The organism is Bacillus sp. DTU_2020_1000418_1_SI_GHA_SEK_038 (assembly GCF_032341175.1).
GTDB lineage: Bacteria > Bacillota > Bacilli > Bacillales > Cytobacillaceae > Cytobacillus.
In genome coordinates, this window is the sequence record NZ_CP135435.1 from 3478257 (window position 1) to 3497665 (window position 19409).

The following is a 19409-nucleotide window of genomic DNA, read 5'->3' on the forward strand; positions in this document are numbered from 1 at the left end:
GGATGTTTTTTTTATCTTTAAGGAACTTGGACAAGAACCTGTCCCCATGTCCCGTTAATTAGCAACAATATTTACTAGTTTTCCTGGAACAGCGATGACTTTGCGTATAGTTTTTCCATCGATTTGCTCTTTTACGGTTTGGTCATCCATAGCGATTTTTTCAAGTGCATCCTTTTGGGCATCTGATGGGACAAGTAATTTCGCTTTCACTTTCCCGTTAATTTGGATAACAATTTCGATTTCATTATCGACTAGCTTTGCTTCATCGAATGCTGGCCATGCCTCGTAAGCAATTGTTTCACTATGGCCAAGCTTACTCCAAAGTTCTTCAGCAATATGAGGAGTAATAGGTGAAAGCAATTTAACAAATCCCTCCATGAAGTGTTTCGGAAGAACTGATGTTGTTTTATAGGCTTCATTAATAAATACCATCATTTGAGAAATAGCCGTATTGAACCGTAAACCTTCATAGTCCTCTGTTACCTTTTTCACTGTTTGGTGATAAACCTTTTCAAGATTGCTTGCTTCTTCGCTATCTTGAATTTTCGGATTTAGACTTCCATTTTCTTCAATGAATAAGCGCCATACACGGTCAAGGAATCTTCTAGATCCGTCTAATCCATTCGTAGACCATGCAATAGATGCATCAAGTGGTCCCATAAACATTTCATATAAACGAAGAGTATCTGCCCCGTGACTTTCAATGATATCATCAGGATTGACAACATTTCCTTTTGATTTACTCATTTTTTCATTGCCTTCGCCAAGAATCATTCCTTGGTTAAATAGCTTCTGAAATGGTTCTTTCGTATGAACAACACCGATATCATATAATACCTTATGCCAGAAACGAGCATATAGAAGGTGAAGAACCGCATGCTCTGCTCCACCGATATAAATATCAACTGGAAGCCATTCCTTCAATTTTTCTGCATCCGCAAGTGCTTCACTATTATGCGGATCAATATAGCGTAAGTAATACCAGCAGCTGCCCGCCCATTGCGGCATTGTGTTCGTTTCCCTGCGGCCTTTTTTGCCTGTAACAGGGTCAACGACATTTACCCACTCTTCAATATTGGCGAGCGGTGACTCACCTGTACCTGACGGCTTTATTTCAGTTGTTTTCGGAAGAATTAATGGAAGCTGGTCTTCAGGGACAGCTGAACTTGTGCCATCTTCCCAATGAATTATTGGAATCGGCTCTCCCCAATAGCGCTGGCGGCTAAATAACCAATCGCGCAGGCGATAAGTTACCTTTTTTGTGCCAAGTCCTTTTTCTTCAAGCCATGCAATCATATTTGCAATAGCCTCTTCCTTATTCATGCCATTTAAGAATTCAGAATTAACATGCTCACCATCGCCAACATAAGCCTCTTGCTCCACATTTCCGCCAGCAACAACTTCTACAATCGGCAAGCCAAATTGCTTTGCAAATTCATGGTCGCGTTCGTCATGAGCAGGTACTGCCATAATAGCACCGGTACCGTAGCTTGCTAATACATAATCTGCAATCCAAATTGGCATTTTTTCGCCATTTGCCGGGTTAACAGCATAGGCTCCTGTGAAAACACCTGTCTTTTCTTTTGCTAAATCTGTTCTTTCAAGGTCACTTTTCATCTTAACCTTATCTAAATAGCCTTGAACTGCGGCACGCTGCTCTTCAGTCGTAATTTCATCGACTAAATCATGCTCTGGAGCAAGTACTGCATAGGTTGCACCAAAAAGCGTATCAGGGCGAGTCGTAAATACTTTAAATGTTCCTTCATGACCCTCAATTTGGAAGGTTACTTCTGCCCCTTCTGAACGGCCGATCCAGTTACGCTGCATATCTTTAAGGCTTTCCGGCCAGTCTAGTAAATCAAGATCCTCAAGTAAACGATCTGCATAGGCAGTTATTTTTAATACCCATTGTCTCATTGGTCTGCGCTCAACTGGATGGCCGCCGCGCTCACTTTTACCGTCAATAACTTCTTCGTTTGCTAAAACTGTTCCAAGTGCTGGGCACCAGTTCACTGCTACTTCATCAATATAAGCAAGACCTTTTTCATAAAGCTTTAAGAAAATCCATTGTGTCCATTTATAATACTCAGGATCAGTCGTATTCACTTCACGATCCCAATCATAAGAGAATCCTAGTGCTTTAATTTGACGGCGGAATGTATTGATATTCTTTGCCGTAAATTCAGCTGGATCGTTTCCTGTATCTAATGCGTATTGCTCGGCAGGAAGACCGAATGCATCCCAGCCCATCGGATGAAGGACATTATAGCCTTGCATCCGCTTCATGCGCGAAAGGATATCCGTTGCCGTATATCCTTCTGGATGGCCGACATGAAGTCCAGCTCCAGATGGATATGGAAACATATCAAGTGCGTAAAATTTGCGCTTTCCTTTATCTTCACTCGTCTTAAACGTTTTACTTTCTTCCCAGACCGTTTGCCACTTTTTCTCAATCTCTTGATGATTGAAGCTCATCACATGTTCCTCCTAAATGAAAATTATAGAAATATTTCGAAAAAAAATCGAAAAAACCTCCCATCCCAATAAAGGGACGAGAGGATTATGTATAATCTCCCGCGGTACCACCCACATTAGTGACAAAGTCACTCGCTTCATTATCCTTAACGCGGAGTACGGCAAGCATTACTATCAGTTCACACTTGCTGCTCAAAGGCGAGTTCATGGTTTCCCCGGTTGACTTGCACCACCCGTCAACTCTCTACCATCAGGTTCAATCCATTACTGCTCCTTTTCTTAGCATATAAATATATATTAGTGCTATTGTATTAAATTTCCCGCCAAGATGCAAGTAGATACGAAAAGCGGAGGTGCCTTGTCAGCCCCGACAAGCATAAGGCAAGCTGGCAGGAAGGTTGTTCTTTAACCTTCTTGTCAGATTGACTTATGACCTCGAGGGGCTAGGCACTGGAGCTAGACAATTCCCTAATTCAAGAAAGGTATACTTAATTTCGAAAATTTTAATATGTAGGATATGTGGGAAATAAGAATATGTGAATGAATTTTAAAAAAATTAAAGGGGACATCACACAACTGTCCCCTCATAATCTATTGAACTGTATATCCCCCATCAATCACGATGGCCTGCCCAGTCACCCCTCTTGCAGATTCACTTGCTAGGAAAATAGCATAATCCGCTATCTCTTCAACAGACAAAAGCCTTTTTTGAGGCACTAATGGAAAAATTACTTCCTCTAACACCTTTTCAAGTGGGACCTTTCTTGTTTTTGCTAAATCATTTAGCTGATTTCGGACAAGAGCTGTATCAACATAGCCGGGGCAAATCGCATTGACTGTAATGCCGTGAGCTGCTGTTTCCAAAGCTGCTACTTTCGTTAAGCCGATAACTCCATGCTTCGCACTATTGTATGCCGCTTTTCCCGCAAATCCTACAAGGCCATTGATAGAGGCCATATTAATAATTCTCCCAAATTGCTGCTTTTTCATAATTGGCAAAGCATGTTTAATGGCAATAAAAGGTGCCGTGAGCATGACTTTTATCATAAATTCAAATTTCTCGGTTGGAAAATCCTCAATATAGGATACATGCTGCAAGCCTGCATTATTTAATAGAACATCTAATCTTCCATAATGCAGTACCGTTTCCTGAAGGCATGATTGAATCTCACTTTCTATCGTCACATCACATTTCAGGCCAATTGCTTCAAATCCTTCTTTTTGCAATGCCGATGCCGCTTTCTTCACCAGTTCTTCTTGAACATCAGTTAAGACAATTTTCGCTCCAGCTGCACCAAACTTCTTTCCAATCTCAATGCCGATTCCTTGTGCTGCACCTGTTATAAAGACTACTTTTCCCTGAACCATAAAGAGACTCCTTTCAGTTGCTAAACAGTGTGTGACAGAAGGACAGGCTGATTGTCCCTATATCATTTAGGGACAATGAACCTCTCCCCTAGACCCCGCTATACTCCTAATCCTAGCGAGAATAAGATAATGGCAATCGCAACTCCGATTGTCGGAACAATAACGGTTAATGCGCCAACTCCCCAATAGGCATCCTGATGAGTTTCACCACAAATGGCACGGACTGTTGTAACAACATAGCCATTATGAGGGAGAGAGTCCAATGCTCCAGAGGAAATGGCAGCCACTCTGTGCAATGCCTCTGGGTTAACTCCCATATCCATATAGTGCGGAGCCAACAGCGGCAAGGCAATCGCTTGGCCTCCAGAAGCTGATCCTGTCATACCCGCAATGACACTGACCGCGATTGCTCCACCAATTAATGGACTGCCTGGAATACTTGTCATAAAGTCAACAGCTGTCGTAAATGCAGGAACTGCCTTTGCTACTCCACCAAATCCAACGACTGCAGCTGTATTTCCAATTGCGATTAATGCACCCAGTGTTCCCTCTGATACTGCATTCCAAAAGTTTTTGAAATATTTTCTGTTTAATATATACGTTGCGATTACTCCGCCTAATAACGCAATAATAAGTGCTGATTGTTTCAATGAATCATGGAAAATGAATGAAATAATTAATACGACTACTAATGGTACGATCCCCATAAGGCAAGCTACTAATTAACTGTTCCAGATTTCCAGAAAAAATGTTCACAAAAATTTTATAATCATTCATCCTAGGCCTCATTTTATCACAATTATTAGATAATTTAATTCCATATGTATTATTTTTCTAATTTTCGTCAAAGAAAGAAGTAAAAGGAAGTGTGTAAACTGAAAGGTGTTTACTTGATTAATGAAAGACAGCATCAGGGGACTGAAAGGATCTTTCACTGCAAAAGCGCGGTTAATTCATTTATGAAAGCAAATCAGATCCAAGCTGTAAAACTTAATTCCAACCAGTTAAATGATTATTACACCATCCCTCATGCTCTTTTATACGATTTAAATCAGGCAAAGGTGCAATTGGATTATTTGGTAGTCTATTCGAACCAGGATGTGAATGAATTTATTTATATGTATCCTGCTAAATGGGTATTATTGAAAAGCTATTTTTCGGGAGTGGTATTTGTAGAGGAATAGTGGCTAATGCTAGAAAAAAGACCTGCAGGCTTAGTGCAGATCTTCAGTTTGCGTGGGCAACGCTTTTTAATTTTCTAATTTTTTTATCATAGATGAAAGTTGTAAAAATAGAAATCACGAGTAAAACAATAATGATTGAAAATAGCATAGACATCCCGTAAATATCAACAAGGACTCCCCCTAAGAGCGGACCAACCATACGCCCTCCAGTTGCCATACTATTTATGATACCCTGGTAAAACCCTTCTCTTCCTTTTGGTGCGAGATCATTGGCGATTGTAGGAACAGCAGGCCATACTAACATTTCGCCAATTGTTAATATGATCATTCCGGCAAGAAAAGCAGCAAATTGATGGGCTACGGAAACAACAGCATAAGAGACAATAAAAATAATAATGCCAATATTGATCTGTGTCTTCAAAGATTTAATTCGGGACACAAGGAGGCTCACTGCCGGCTGACCAAGTACAATCAATGCACCATTAATCGTCCAAAGCAAACTATATTGTCTTAAAGAGATATTAAGCTCTTGTGTAAAGGAGGCAATTGTTGTTTGCCATTGAACATATCCGACCCAGCATAGGCTGTAGCCTATACATAAAATTAATAGGGCATATAGCTTTGTATTGTCCTTCACAAAAGACTTTTTCTTCCGAGCAGATGTGGGAGCAACTGACTCAATTTGAATTCCTTTATATCCGAAAACAGCAATGAGAAGAAAGACCAAATACATAAACGTATTAGCGATAAATATAAGCTGAAAAGAAAAAGAAGCTACAAATCCACCGAGAGCTGCTCCGATTGCTACACCTAGGTTTTGAGATACATATAAAGCATTAAAGGATTTTCTTCCGCCTTCCTTCCATACTGAGCCGGCCATTGCATACATCGGTGGGAAAATAATTCCTGCTCCAAATCCTACCATCGTTAAAAAGACAACATACATCGGCCAGTCATGCCAAAAGGTTAAACCGATTAAAGATGCTAAAGATATTCCCGCTCCTAGAAGGATTGATTTATAGCCGCCAATTTTATCAAAAAGGATGCCTCCAGTTAAATTGCCGATTACACTTGCTCCTGAGTTTAACATGAGAGCAATCCCAGCAACTGATAATGATTTACCTAAATGATCGTGAATATAGATTGTGTTTAAAGGCCATAAAAAAGAAGAGCCTGTAACATTCACCACCATCCCAATTATTAAAAGCCATAAGGCACGTGGCATGATAAACCCTCCTAAAGCCTAAAATATTAAAAATAGTCATCGCCAAATATTTCGATTACCAAAGCAATTTTATTTCTTTTTCACTGTCCTTGCAATAGGTATTTACATATGCAGCCAAACAAAAAATACACAATTTTTTCAGAATAACAGAAGCTTCAATGGAACAATTAAAAACCCTCCAAAATTGGAGGGTTTGGATTATGTCTAGCTTCCGCTTTTCTTTATTCAGGATGGAATTTTGATTTAACTGGCTGACCCTTTTTTTCATACAGCTTTTTTGCTTGCTTGACGATGTCGAAATCCTGCCCTATCTCTAGGTCTTGATTATTAATGCCATTGCGGTTTTTCTGCTCAGGGTTATTTTGTTTAGAACGTTTTTTCACCATGAAAATCACTCCTTAATGAGGATTAACAATCATTCGATTTTGAAGTTGCTGCAGCTGCAGCCTCATACGGTGAAGCTGTTCCCTCTGCTGGGCGTTGGCACTTAAAGCAATTTTTGCTAAGTCATTATACGCACTCTCAAGAGAATATAGCGCATCTGTATAGCCAGCATCATTATAATGCTCTTGGGTTCTTCCTTCCTGAAGCTGATCATTGGCGAATCGGATAGCATCCTCACATTGCTGCATTAGGTTATCAACGGAATCACGAGTAGCCATAATATCCCTCCTGAAATGAATCGGTCTTTTCAGAAGCAAAATGCTTCATTGATTAGTTTGCTCAATATTTCTTTTTACTATTTCAAGATTTTACTGGCAAAATCCGCTCATAGCCATTACATTTGGAATAGGTTTTTTCTTTGTTATTTTTAAAATGCTTTAAGGAGGGTCACAATTATGACTCAGATTAACCCTTTTCACTTTGCGTCTGATAATAAACGCTATCATACATGGAATTACCATTTGAGAAATCAATTTGGCCATAAGGTTTTTAAGGTCGCTCTTGATGGCGGCTTTGACTGCCCGAACCGTGACGGTACGGTTGCTCACGGCGGCTGTACATTTTGCAGTGCATCTGGTTCTGGTGATTTTGCCGGAAATAGAACAGATGATATCGAAACACAGTTTTATGAAATTAAAGAAAAAATGCATCAGAAATGGAAAGATGGCAAATATATGGCTTATTTTCAGGCATTTACGAATACACATGCACCCGTAGAGGTATTAAGGGAGATGTACGAAAAAGTTTTACAGCTTGATGATGTTGTAGGGCTTTCAATCGCTACAAGACCTGACTGTCTTCCTGATAATGTTGTTGAATATTTGGCAGAACTCAATCAAAGAACTTATTTATGGGTTGAGCTAGGTTTGCAAACTGTTCATGAAAGAACTGGATTGCTAATCAATCGTGCTCATGATTATCAATGCTATGTGGATGGGGTCAACAAGCTTCGTAAACATGGAATTCGCGTTTGTTCTCATATCATTAATGGACTTCCTTTGGAAACACCAGAAATGATGATGGAAACTGCTAGAGAGGTCGCGAAGCTAGATGTTCAAGGAATCAAAATCCACCTTCTTCACCTTCTAAAAGGAACACCTATGGTGAAGCAGTATGAAAAAGGAATGCTTGAATTTTTATCATTTGACCAATATGTTAGCTTAGTCTGTGACCAACTAGAAATTCTGCCTCCCGAAATGATTATTCATCGAATTACAGGGGATGGACCTATAGAGCTGATGATTGGACCGATGTGGAGTGTTAACAAATGGGAGGTTCTAAACTCTATTGATGCTGAACTAAAAAGACGGAACAGCTGGCAAGGGAAATTTTATACAGCGGGCAGTGTGGAGGTAAAACCATGAAGCTAGATGGAGTTTTACCTTTTGCGAGGCTGCTGCTTGAAAAAGCGGTTGGTTCCGGTGACTTTGCAGTCGATGCAACATTAGGTAATGGGCATGATACATTATTTTTGGCAAAATTAGTTGAAGATTTCGGTCATGTATTTGGATTTGATATTCAAGAAGAAGCAATTATCAGCACAAAAAAACGGATAGAAGACCAGCAACTTTCTGACCGTGTTACTTTATTTCATAAAGGTCATGAACATATATTATCCAGTATACCTGGGGAGAACTACGGGAAAATTAAAGGCGCCATTTTTAATTTAGGTTATTTGCCAGGCGGTGATAAGACAATTGTTACTGTCCCAGATACAACCATTTCCGCGATTGAGCAGCTTCTTGAAATTATGGCCCCTGAAGGGATTATTGTGATTGTCGTTTACCATGGGCATGAAGAAGGTGCAATAGAACGTGAAGCACTCCTTCAATTTGTAAAACACCTAGATCAGAAAAAGGCTCATGTTCTTCAGTATCAATTTATTAATCAGAAGAATAACCCTCCATTTATTGTGGCAATTGAAAAGAGATGACAGCAACAAATTTAGATTGATGTAAAAAACCTGCATAATTGCAGGTTTTTTTCACAAACTAGCTTTAATTTACTTTATAAATGCCCTCATAAGACTTGCTGGCTTCCATTTTTGCATAGTACGATAAGCTCGACCATTCAAATAGAAGAAAAAGCTGATCATCCCGCCAGTTTTAATCATCCCTCGAGCTAGTTTTTTTACATTTTGCTGCTTTCGGACCTTTTCATCTGATAAATAAATCCCTAGCAGTCCACGGTTAATCAATTGATGAAATCGTTTATGAGGCAGCTGTTCTGTATGCTTGTCTGCCTCTTGAACAAAATACTTCAGCCTGTCAAAAAGCTTCTCTTCACTTTCATAATAAAAGCAAAAGTTCAAATCTCCGCCAGCACGATCCTCTTCCTGGTCAATAAAGTAATCCAATAATATATGCAAACCTTGTATGTAAGGAAAATAGCCATTCCGAATATTTTCTGCGTCTGCCAGCTTAAAATCATCTCTCATGGCATAAGATACAAGGCAGAAAATACCTAATGTTGATCCAGAGCAGGCTGAAAACTCATACCACTCCATCTCTGGTATTTGTTCCTTGTTTTCATCAAACCAGCCTTGAAGCCGTGGTACGCGTTCCTCCACTTTTACATGTTTATGAATCTGCAAGTCACAATAATACCGGCATAATTCTATTAAATGACCGCTGATTTCTTCATAATTACTTAATTCAGCCAAAACTTCTCTGCAGGCTGCAGCAAGGTCAGCTAAGTAATTTCCATCTTCCTGTTCTTCTCTAAATCGGTAATAATTTTTCGGTGCAGCATCGACCATTAAAGAATCAATCATTGATTCATGTAAGGCTCCAAAATCTTTTGGATCTAGTGATGTACTTCGATCACATAAATTATCCAAATAATCACTGATTGTTTGATAAGCAACTATAAATTTAATCGCTTTTTCATATTTTTCTTTTGCCATTAACGCCATAATGGCGCCGCCTTCACAATGAAAGGTTTTATGTTTTATGCTTGCTAATGCTTGTTTTCTAAGCTCTGGATTAGGAATTTCTTCAGCTCTCTTCTGCCAATAATCCAATTCCTTATGAGCTATTGGCAAGACCTTACGATAAACATTTGACATTAGACTGATAGGCATAGATGGAACACCCATAGGTAAAACTCACTCCTTAGAAAAGCGAAAGCGCTGTAGCTAGACACTAAACGATATAGCCTATAGCCTTTAACTGGCTATAAACGAAATCCTTCGCATACTCAAATACTTCTTCCCTCTCAGGCTCATTAAATATTTCATGATAGCACTTAGGCCATTCTTTAAATCGTTTTTCTGAGAAGGGTGCAAGGTTGAACCAGTCGCTAACTGTCTTCTTATTAACAATTAGATCCTCCCCTCCTTGCATTACAAGCAGTGGGATATCTTGAATTTTATCAAGATTTTCAAAACCTAGCTTAACCGCATGTATAAGTTCACGATACCATCTGATTGACACTCTTGTCACATATAAAGTGTCATTCGCATCGGCATCACGAACATCAATATTCCTTGTCGCCATATCTACTGTAAGTCCGGAATTTAATCGCAGACTTGGAACAGTTTTATTTAAAAGAAATGAAAATACATTAAGTATTTTGTTAGGCATCTTTACCAAGCCCAAGCAAGGGGATGACAGGATCACTCCGGCTAATTTCAATCTCTCTTCCTGCAAAAGTCGAATAGAGATTAAGCCGCCCATGCTATGACCCAATAGAAATACAGGTAAATCGAATTGGTACGCTGCCTGTATCCAATCCTTCACTTCATGTAAATATTCATCAAATGTATCAATATGACCTCGCCGTGATCTAGTAGTCATCCCTTGGCCTGGAAGATCTCCCATAATGACATGAAAGCCTGATAAACGCCACATTTCAATAAGCCAGCCGTAGCGGCGATGATGCTCCATCGCTCCATGAACCATCACTACGACACCTTTAGCCTCTCCCTCAGCTTCCCATTTCCACATCATATATCCTCCTAAACCTTATGTTGAAAACGAAATCGTTAGTATAAATTATAGCCTAGAAACATTTTTTCATCATTAAATTAAGCGTAGGTTACCACTAAAGAAGATTGTAGCCTTCTATGGTAAAATTACGTTATAAAACATTTCAAGGAGAATCAAACATGATCTATCCATATAAAGATAAACAACCCAAAATAGCTGACTCAGTTTTCATTGCAGACTTTGCTACCGTTACAGGCGATGTAGAAATCGGGGATGAATCCAGTGTGTGGTTCAATACGGTTATAAGAGGGGATGTCGCCCCTACTATTATCGGTAAAAAGGTTAATATTCAAGATAATTCAGTATTGCACCAGAGCCCTAACAATCCTCTAATTCTTGAAGATGAGGTGACAGTAGGACACCAAGTTATTTTACATAGCTGCATTATTCGGCGAAAAGCATTAATTGGCATGGGCTCGATTATTCTTGATCAGGCTGAAATTGGTGAAGGAGCCTTTATCGGTGCAGGCAGTCTTGTTCCACAAGGTAAAAAAATTCCACCTAATACACTTGCCTTTGGCCGTCCAGCTAAAGTAATTCGGGAATTGACTCCAGAAGATATTCAAGATATGGAAAGAATAAGCAGAGAATACGCTGAAAAAGCCCAGTATTATAAATCACTTCAGAAATAATTAAGATATTTTTTAACATGTCCTTTTACTGATAACTTATTCTTTCCTATAGTTTATATACCCATCGGCAGGAGCGTATTCATTGAACTTAGTTCATTTTCATACTTTTTTTCAATAAATACGGCATACCATAACATAAACATTAATACCGTCCAAAGCTTTCTGCTGTTATCGTATTGATCCTTATAATGGCCATCAAGAAGCCTATAAAAATAATCTTTGTGAAATAAATGATCTGTATCGCTTTCACGAATTATTGTTCTCGTCCAATCATACATTTCACTCTTTAACCAAAATCTGATCGGAACAGGAAAGCCCAATTTTTTTCGGTCTAAGACATGAGCTGGTACAATTCCTTCCACTGCTTTTCGCAAAATATACTTAGTTGTTCCATTGGCGATATTTAAACTGCTCGGTATTTGAGAGGCAATCTCAAATACCTCTTTATCTAGAAACGGGGCCCGCAAATCTAATAAATGGGCCTCAGTCATTTTATGTGCTTTTAATAAAATATCTCCCCTTAGCCAAGTATGGATATCGATGTACTGCATCTTGTTAATCGCATCATATAAAGCACTCTCTTTGTATAGGGGAGCTGTAATATTCGTATAACTTAGGACATCTCTATATTCTCGGAAAAACATACGTTTCTCTGCTTCGGAAAAAATCTTAGCATTCCCAATATATCTTTCTTCCAAGGGGGTAACCCCACGCTCAATAAAGCTTTTTCCCCTAATCCCTTCTGGCAGAAAAAAAGCCAGCGTCCTCAAAACTCTCTTAATAAAATTAGGTATATATTGAAAAAGCCTTAAGGAGTGTGGTTCACGATAAATATTATAGCCGCCGAATAATTCATCAGCTCCCTCTCCTGATAGAACAATCTTTACATGCTTACTTGCCTCCTTAGAAGCAAAGTAAAGCGGAATACAGGCTGGATCTGCAAGCGGATCTTCTAAAGAATAAACAATATTCGGCAACTCCCTAATGAATTCTTCAGGATTAATGATCCTGCTAATATTTTCGATCCCAAGCCTTTCAGCTGTTTTCTCCGCAATGTCAATCTCACTAAATCCTGCTTGCTCAAATCCAACAGAAAATGTTTTTAAGTCTGGATGATATTCCTTTGCGATCGCAGCAATAATAGAGGAATCAATGCCCCCAGAGAGGAAGGACCCAATCGGCGCATCGCTTTGCGTATGCGATTGAATAGACTGATAAAGGGCTCCTTTTATCTCTCGAATAAATTCAGCTTCTTGTTTCAATACTGGATGAAAGGAAGCTTTCCAATAGCAAATAATCTCCATCGGGGTATCGATTTTCTTTATAAAATAATGCCCAGGCTCAAGCTTTCGGATCTCATCTGTCATCGTATCTGGCTCCGGGACAAACTGATAGGTTAAATATTGCTGTAAAGCATCTTTATTCAATACTTCAATTTGAATAATTTCTAAAATGCTTTTCTTTTCAGTGGAAAAGTATATCCCTTCAACTCCTTCATAATAGTAAAAAGGTTTAATCCCAAAAGGATCTCTGGCACCAAACAGAACCTTATCCTGATCATCCCAAATAACAAGAGCATACAATCCACGGAGCTTTTCCACTATTTTTGCTTTTAATTGTCTGTATAAGATTAATAATATCTCCTGAACAGAATTTGCACATTCAGAAAGTTCACCTTTAAGCTCATTTATATTAGTAATTTCTCCAGTAAATACAATCCAATATCGGTCATGTTGATAGGGACAAGGTTTCTCATCACACCTTAAATAATGGAAAATAACATGCTCACCGTCATAAAAACTTGATTCACTTTTCAAGGTATCTACATTGTCATTTTTTCGTTTTACAAATCCACTAAAGCCGCTCATTCATTTATCACCCATTTACACTTTTTTAGATGATGAGTGCTAATTTATTAGTTTATTGATTAGAGAAATAGAGGAAGGTGTTTGTAAGGAATGGGGAAGAATAGAAATTTAAAATCATCTTTAACATAAGACGAATAAAAAAAGCGGAAGTTACATCAAAAATGTAGCTTCCGCTCTATTAATATTATTTTAAAGCCTCTGCACGTAATGCATCTGCTTTATCTGTACGCTCCCAAGGAAGATCGATATCGGTGCGTCCGAAATGACCGTAAGCAGCAGTTTGCTTATAAATAGGACGGCGCAGGTTTAGCATATTAATAATGCCAGCTGGACGAAGATCAAAGTTTTTGCGAACTAAGTCAACTAACACGTCTTCTTCTACTTTACCTGTTCCGAAAGTATCAATTGAAATAGATACCGGCTGTGCTACTCCGATTGCATAAGCAAGCTGAACTTCAACTTTATCAGCTAGACCCGCAGCAACGATGTTTTTTGCCACATAACGAGCGGCATAAGCAGCGGAACGGTCAACCTTTGTAGGATCCTTTCCAGAGAATGCTCCACCGCCGTGACGAGCGTATCCACCGTAAGTATCAACAATAATTTTGCGGCCAGTTAAGCCAGCATCCCCTTGTGGTCCGCCAATTACGAAACGGCCTGTAGGGTTGATAAAGTATTTTGTATTCTCATCAATTAGTTCTTTAGGAACAACTGGATTGATGACATGCTCTTTAATATTACGCTGAATTTGCTCTAAGCTAATTTCAGGATGATGTTGAGTAGAAATAACAATGGTGTCAATGCGTACAGGCTTGTTATTTTCATCATATTCTACAGTTACTTGTGTTTTTCCGTCTGGACGAAGGTAAGGAAGGATTTCTTCTTTACGAACTTCAGTTAAACGGCGAGCTAATTTATGAGATAAGGAAATCGGAAGCGGCATAAGCTCTTTTGTTTCGTTACATGCAAACCCGAACATTAAACCTTGGTCACCTGCACCAATTGCTTCAATTTCTTCATCAGTCATTTGGCCTTCACGAGCTTCTAAAGCTTGGTCAACCCCCATCGCAATATCTGGTGATTGCTCATCAATAGAAGTTAATACCGCACAAGTTTCTGAGTCAAAACCGTATTTGGCACGAGTGTAGCCAATCTCTTTGACAGTTTCACGAACGATTTTTGGAATATCTACATAAGAAGATGTAGTGATTTCTCCTGCAATTAGAACTAAACCTGTTGTAACTGACGTTTCTGCAGCTACACGTGCATTTGCATCCTGTGCTAAAATGGCATCTAAAATGGCATCAGAGATTTGGTCACAAATTTTATCCGGATGACCTTCAGTAACTGATTCAGATGTAAACAAACGACGTTTTGTTGACATGCTGATGTTCCTCCTTTATATAAAAACATTTGATACGGAACTCATTCCCTAAGTAGTATGAAATAAATTTGGAGTTTTTATTATAAAGCGTGCTGGCTTTTCGAAAGCCATTCATCAAATTGCAAAATAAAAAACCTTTTCATCCATGTGAAAAGGTTGAAGCAAATCGATTCGCGCCTTTCACTCTTATCGTTCAAGGAATAAATCCTTGCGTCAGGTTAGCACCTTTGCTAATCAAATTTGCCTTGGCATATTTACGCCAAAAAATCTAAGGCATCCGCCGGAGGCTTAACTTTAATCAACTAAAATAAAGTTAATTCTAATAGCAGGTTGCTGGGCTTCATCGGGCCTGTCCCTCCGCCAGCTCGGGATAAGAGAGTATCCGTTCAAGGATAAATCATAACTTAATATATAAAAAGAAGTCAATAAAATTCTTAATTAATTTTGGTGTTTTTTTTGTGTCCATGTACATCATAAGGAACAACTGCCATTGTCGCATTTTTTCCTTAAAAACTTATGTCTATTCTTAGCTATCCATTTATATATAGGATTACCTGCAAACGACATCCCAGGAAGAAATAAACATAATCCTAATAGGTTTAATGGAGGAGAAAGCAAGAGTATATATCTCACTGCATCAAAGCCTTTACGGACTTTTCCACTGGAAGAAATAATATGAAGCTCTCTTCGTAAGCTGATTTTATCGAACAGTAATGGATGGCCGTTTCTTTCATATTCCTGTAATGAAACCCAGCTAATTTTTTGAAAAAAATCAATTTTTTCAAAAAATCGTTTAGATTCCTTGCATAAACTGCATGTTTCATCGTATAATGCAATCGTTTTCACCTAACACCACCCCCATCATATAATTATATGTTAGTTTAACATATTTTATCTCTATAAAATTGGTGTGGTACATAACGAGCTTCTGCATTAATCGAAGTTATTATTGTTCAAACAGAGAAAAATATTTAATGAAAAAAACCACAATTAGTATAGATTAATCATCCAAATGTGTTATACTATTCGTAAATTGAAATGTCTTTCATAAATTTAATGTAAAAGGAAGGTATTCTTCAGATGAACTCTGTTAGCATTCCGAATAAATTAACTGAATTATTAAAGGGAAATAATATTCAAGTACAATTATCTGTTCCGCAGCTTGTGGAAAAGGTATTAAATCGTAAAGAAGGTTCACTCACTTCGACTGGTGCAGTTTGTGCAACTACCGGAAAATATACAGGACGTTCCCCTAAAGATAAATATATTGTTGAAGAAGCTTCTTCGAAAGATAAAGTGGATTGGGGAAATGTCAATCAGCCAATTTCAGAAGAGGCATTTTCTAGCCTATATGATAAGGTAATAACCTATTTAAAAGAGAAAGATGAAGTTTTTGTATTTAAAGGATTCGCCGGTGCTGACAAAAAACATCGCCTTCCCATTCAAGTTATTAATGAATATGCTTGGCATAATTTATTTGCTCATCAGCTTTTCATTCGCCCAACAGATGAGGATTTATTAGATCATCAGGCAGAATTCACAGTTATTTCCGCTCCAAATTTTAAGGCGGACCCAGCTGTAGATGGCACAAATTCTGAAACATTCATTATTGTTTCCTTCGAACGCCGTACCGTATTAATTGGCGGAACAGAATATGCTGGCGAAATTAAAAAGTCTATATTCTCTGTTATGAACTATTTATTGCCAGAAAACGGAATATTACCAATGCACTGCTCTGCAAACGTTGGTCTAGAAGGAGATGTAGCACTATTCTTCGGACTTTCAGGAACTGGTAAAACAACATTATCTGCTGACCCTAATCGCCGTCTTATCGGTGATGACGAGCACGGGTGGTCTCCTAATGGCGTATTCAATATTGAAGGTGGATGCTATGCAAAAACCATTGGGTTAACTCGCGAGAAAGAACCGCAAATTTTTGATGCAATCCGTTTCGGTTCTGTGCTTGAAAATGTTGTAATTAACAGCGAATCTCGTGTTGCTGATTATGATGACAACACCCTAACTGAAAATACTCGTGCTGCATACCCGCTGCAAGCAATCGATAATATCGTTGACCCGAGCATTGCTGGTCATCCGAATACAATTGTATTTTTAACAGCTGATGCATTTGGCGTATTGCCTCCAATCGCTAAATTATCAAAAGAGCAAGCGATGTACCACTTCCTAAGCGGATATACGTCAAAGCTTGCTGGTACAGAGCGCGGAATTACTTCACCACAAGCAACATTCTCAACATGCTTTGGTTCACCATTCCTTCCGCTTCCTGCAACAGAGTATGCTGAAATGCTTGGCAAGAAAATTGATGAGCATAATGCAAAAGTATTCCTTGTAAATACCGGCTGGACTGGCGGCGAATATGGCGTTGGTAACCGTATGAAGCTTGCTTACACTCGTGCTATGGTACAATCCGCTCTAGAAGGCGAATTAAATAATGTAGAGACGATTAAAGACGAAATCTTCGGTCTTGAAATTCCTTTACATGTTCCAGGTGTTCCTGATGAAGTTCTTCAGCCAAGCAAAACATGGGCTGACCAAGCAGCTTACGATGAAAAAGCAAAGGAATTAGCTTCTAAATTCCGTGAAAACTTCAAAAAATTCTCAAACGTTTCTGCTGAAATCGAAGAACAGGGCGGACCAATTGCTTAATATAGTATAAAAATTAGGGTGTCCCGAGTGGACACCCTTTTTATCGCAAATTAACGGGCGGTAAGACCCCCACTTTTTGAAGTTTCACTTATATTAAGACCTTTCTTGCTGGCTTTTCATCCAATTTGTTAAATCCCTTACAACTCTCCGATTTACAGCTGGTGGAAAAAAATGTGTAAACTCTCGAAAATACCAGCTTTCTACTTCCTTTCCTAATGATCTTAATCTTTTCTCAAGCCTGTAAGCATGTTCAACGGAGACATTATGATCCTGTTCACCGTGAATGATTAATGTCGGGGTCTCAAGCTTTTCCAATTGAAAAAGCGGTGTCCGGGATTCATATCTTTCCGGAAATTTCGTTGGGGTTCCACCAATAACCCTTTTCATCATTCTCCGCAAGTCCTCTCTCTCCACATAGGTTAGGAACATATCACTAACTCCACCCCAGGTAACAAGCGATTTTGTCTCTGGAAATTGAATGGCCGTTAATAAAGCCATAACGCCTCCTCTTGAAAAGCCAAAAATATGTATGTCCTTAATACGCGGATGGGATTGCAATAGTTTGAAAGCTGAAAAGGCGTCCTCTCGATCTTCACCAGCAAAATCTTCATTACCCTCCCCTCCATGGTTCCCTCGATAAAATGGAGCAAAGACAATAAACCCTTCCGAGGCAAACTGAACAATTCGACCAGGACGTACCTGTCCAACACTTTTTATGCCCCCACGCAAATATAGAAACCCATCATAAATACCTTCATCCTTCGGTTCTGCAAGCAGGCCTTTAACTTTCAGTTTTCCTGATAAATAAGTGATAATGGATAATTCAATTTTCGGATGTGGGGAAGGAAATTTCTGTTTACTTATCATGTGGCTCAACTCCTTTAATTATAAGATTTCTATGCTATTCTACCTCGGAAATTTTGAAATGACCGATATATTCAAAATCTGACCGATATTTGGACATAAGTGGCCGATATATTTGAAATCTGACCGATATCTAGTCAAAAGTGACCGATAAACGAAAAGGGCAAATCGAAACAACCAACTAATTTTTCGCAGCTTTCACCCAATAAATTTTTCATATAGGCATTCACACATTTTTTGCACACTCATACGATAATGTAGGCTTAAAAGCTTATAATTTTCCTATTTCGGGAGGTCCTATCTATGAAAAAGTGGCTAAAAATTAGTTTTTCACTTCTGATCATTTCCATTCTAATTATACCATTGGCAGCATGCGGAAAGGATGAAGTTCAAAATGTTCGGATCGGTGAAGTAACTCGTTCCATTTTCTATGCACCACAATATGTAGCAATTGAAAAAGGTTTTTTTGAGGAAGAAGGGCTAAATGTTACGCTTACAACGACAGCTGGCGGGGATAAAACGATGACCGCTCTTCTATCAGACAGCATTGATGTGGCTCTTGTCGGATCAGAGACATCGATTTACGTTTCTGCTCAAGGCTCCAATGATCCAGTCATAAACTTCGCACAGCTCACGCAGACAGATGGAACATTTCTAGTATCGCGAAACAAGATTGAGAACTTTTCATGGGATATGTTAAAGGGAACGACCTTCCTAGGTCAGCGTAAAGGCGGTATGCCGCAAATGGCTGGGGAATTTGTTTTGAAAAAGCATGGTATTGATCCTCATCAAGATTTAGATTTGATTCAAAATGTGGATTTCGCTAATATTGCTCCTACTTTTGCTTCCGGTACAGGTGAATTTGTCCAGCTTTTCGAACCAACAGCAAGCGTGTTTGAAAAAGAAGGAAAAGGTTATATTGTCGCCTCTTTCGGAACAGAGTCTGGGCACATTCCATATACTACTTTCATGACAAAACAGAGCTACATTAACGATAATAAAGAAACTGTTGAGAAATTTACTAGAGCGGTTTATAAGGCCCAGCAATGGGTGGATACGCACAGCGCCAAGGAAACGGCTGAGGTTATTAAAGGCTTCTTCGATAACACAGAGATCGATATTATTGAAATGGTTGTCGAGCGCTATAAGAGCCAGGGCTCCTATGCAACCGACCCAATCTTAGATAATAAAGAATGGGATAACTTGCAAAACATTATGGAAGAGGCTGGCGAGCTGCCTAAACGAGTAGATTACAATAATCTTGTAAACACGGAAATTGCAGAAGGTGTCATGAAAAAATAGGTAAAAA

The 19409-nt window shown here is 38.9% G+C and carries 17 protein-coding genes, 1 pseudogene, 1 riboswitch and 1 other annotated feature; of the genes and pseudogenes, 6 read left to right on the top strand and 12 right to left on the bottom strand.

Features of this window, described 5'->3' with window-relative positions; translation table 11 throughout:
- Window positions 1-54 precede the first annotated feature (54 nt).
- From leuS to RRV45_RS17370, 3 genes and pseudogenes are all read right to left on the bottom strand, one after another.
- Window positions 55-2475 carry a leucine--tRNA ligase gene (leuS, locus tag RRV45_RS17360; RefSeq protein WP_315665938.1) on the bottom strand — a complete coding sequence of 807 codons (2421 nt, stop codon included), beginning with the start codon at window positions 2473-2475 and terminating at the stop codon, window positions 55-57.
- Window positions 2476-2544: 69 nt separating this feature from the next.
- Window positions 2545-2765: a binding site (T-box leader), on the bottom strand.
- Window positions 2766-3066: 301 nt separating this feature from the next.
- Window positions 3067-3843 carry a 3-hydroxybutyrate dehydrogenase gene (locus RRV45_RS17365; protein ID WP_315665939.1) on the bottom strand — a complete coding sequence of 259 codons (777 nt, stop codon included), beginning with the start codon at window positions 3841-3843 and terminating at the stop codon, window positions 3067-3069.
- Between the two features lie 98 nt (window positions 3844-3941).
- Window positions 3942-4553, bottom strand: a pseudogene (locus tag RRV45_RS17370) (GntP family permease); the annotation flags it as partial.
- A 156-nt stretch (window positions 4554-4709) separates the two neighbouring features.
- On the opposite strand from RRV45_RS17370, the gene RRV45_RS17375 reads away from it, so the two are divergent.
- Complete coding sequence (locus tag RRV45_RS17375) at window positions 4710-5027, top strand: hypothetical protein (protein WP_315665940.1); 318 nt, start codon at window positions 4710-4712, stop codon at window positions 5025-5027.
- A 43-nt stretch (window positions 5028-5070) separates the two neighbouring features.
- Here the strand turns inward: RRV45_RS17375 and RRV45_RS17380 are convergent, their stop codons facing one another.
- From RRV45_RS17380 to RRV45_RS17390, 3 genes are all read right to left on the bottom strand, one after another.
- Window positions 5071-6252: an MDR family MFS transporter gene (locus RRV45_RS17380; protein WP_315665941.1), complete on the bottom strand. Its 1182-nt coding sequence runs from the start codon at window positions 6250-6252 to the stop codon at window positions 5071-5073.
- A 221-nt stretch (window positions 6253-6473) separates the two neighbouring features.
- A complete protein-coding gene (locus tag RRV45_RS17385) occupies window positions 6474-6635 on the bottom strand; it encodes a glycogen biosynthesis protein GlgD (RefSeq protein WP_315669074.1) in 162 nt (53 codons plus the stop codon).
- Window positions 6636-6650: 15 nt separating this feature from the next.
- Window positions 6651-6914: a YtzC family protein gene (locus RRV45_RS17390; RefSeq protein WP_315665942.1), complete on the bottom strand. Its 264-nt coding sequence runs from the start codon at window positions 6912-6914 to the stop codon at window positions 6651-6653.
- A 177-nt stretch (window positions 6915-7091) separates the two neighbouring features.
- Here RRV45_RS17390 and RRV45_RS17395 point away from each other — a divergent pair, with 177 nt between their 5' ends.
- The gene (locus RRV45_RS17395) at window positions 7092-8060 is read left to right on the top strand and encodes a TIGR01212 family radical SAM protein (protein ID WP_315665943.1); all 969 of its coding nucleotides are present in this window, start codon (window positions 7092-7094) and stop codon (window positions 8058-8060) included.
- Window positions 8057-8629 (top strand): tRNA (mnm(5)s(2)U34)-methyltransferase, encoded by a 573-nt coding sequence (locus tag RRV45_RS17400; protein WP_315665944.1) that lies wholly within the window; start codon window positions 8057-8059, stop codon window positions 8627-8629. Before RRV45_RS17395 ends, RRV45_RS17400 begins: the two co-directional genes overlap by 4 nt.
- 69 nt (window positions 8630-8698) lie before the next feature.
- Here the strand turns inward: RRV45_RS17400 and RRV45_RS17405 are convergent, their stop codons facing one another.
- Both RRV45_RS17405 and RRV45_RS17410 read right to left on the bottom strand, forming a co-directional pair.
- Window positions 8699-9793, bottom strand: a complete 1095-nt coding sequence (locus tag RRV45_RS17405) for a tetraprenyl-beta-curcumene synthase family protein (RefSeq protein WP_315665945.1) — start codon at window positions 9791-9793, stop codon at window positions 8699-8701.
- A gap of 46 nt (window positions 9794-9839) precedes the next feature.
- The gene (locus tag RRV45_RS17410) at window positions 9840-10643 is read right to left on the bottom strand and encodes an alpha/beta hydrolase (protein ID WP_315669075.1); all 804 of its coding nucleotides are present in this window, start codon (window positions 10641-10643) and stop codon (window positions 9840-9842) included.
- A 161-nt stretch (window positions 10644-10804) separates the two neighbouring features.
- Here RRV45_RS17410 and RRV45_RS17415 point away from each other — a divergent pair, with 161 nt between their 5' ends.
- The gene (locus RRV45_RS17415; RefSeq protein ID WP_315665946.1) at window positions 10805-11317 is read left to right on the top strand and encodes a gamma carbonic anhydrase; all 513 of its coding nucleotides are present in this window, start codon (window positions 10805-10807) and stop codon (window positions 11315-11317) included.
- Between the two features lie 53 nt (window positions 11318-11370).
- Here RRV45_RS17415 and asnB read toward each other — a convergent pair whose 3' ends face one another.
- The 3 genes from asnB to RRV45_RS17430 form a co-directional block, all read right to left on the bottom strand.
- Window positions 11371-13185: an asparagine synthase (glutamine-hydrolyzing) gene (gene asnB / locus RRV45_RS17420; RefSeq protein WP_315665947.1), complete on the bottom strand. Its 1815-nt coding sequence runs from the start codon at window positions 13183-13185 to the stop codon at window positions 11371-11373.
- Between the two features lie 184 nt (window positions 13186-13369).
- A complete protein-coding gene (gene metK / locus RRV45_RS17425; protein WP_315665948.1) occupies window positions 13370-14569 on the bottom strand; it encodes a methionine adenosyltransferase in 1200 nt (399 codons plus the stop codon).
- A gap of 183 nt (window positions 14570-14752) precedes the next feature.
- A riboswitch (SAM riboswitch) is annotated at window positions 14753-14946 on the bottom strand.
- A gap of 94 nt (window positions 14947-15040) precedes the next feature.
- Window positions 15041-15415 carry a thiol-disulfide oxidoreductase DCC family protein gene (locus RRV45_RS17430; protein WP_315665949.1) on the bottom strand — a complete coding sequence of 125 codons (375 nt, stop codon included), beginning with the start codon at window positions 15413-15415 and terminating at the stop codon, window positions 15041-15043.
- Between the two features lie 234 nt (window positions 15416-15649).
- Here RRV45_RS17430 and pckA point away from each other — a divergent pair, with 234 nt between their 5' ends.
- A complete protein-coding gene (pckA, locus tag RRV45_RS17435) occupies window positions 15650-17236 on the top strand; it encodes a phosphoenolpyruvate carboxykinase (ATP) (RefSeq protein WP_315665950.1) in 1587 nt (528 codons plus the stop codon).
- Between the two features lie 93 nt (window positions 17237-17329).
- Here the strand turns inward: pckA and RRV45_RS17440 are convergent, their stop codons facing one another.
- Window positions 17330-18103 (bottom strand): alpha/beta hydrolase family protein, encoded by a 774-nt coding sequence (locus RRV45_RS17440; RefSeq protein WP_315665951.1) that lies wholly within the window; start codon window positions 18101-18103, stop codon window positions 17330-17332.
- Between the two features lie 300 nt (window positions 18104-18403).
- On the opposite strand from RRV45_RS17440, the gene RRV45_RS17445 reads away from it, so the two are divergent.
- Entirely contained in the window at window positions 18404-19402 is a 999-nt protein-coding gene (locus tag RRV45_RS17445; protein ID WP_315665952.1) for an ABC transporter substrate-binding protein, read from the top strand.
- Window positions 19403-19409: the final 7 nt, after the last annotated feature.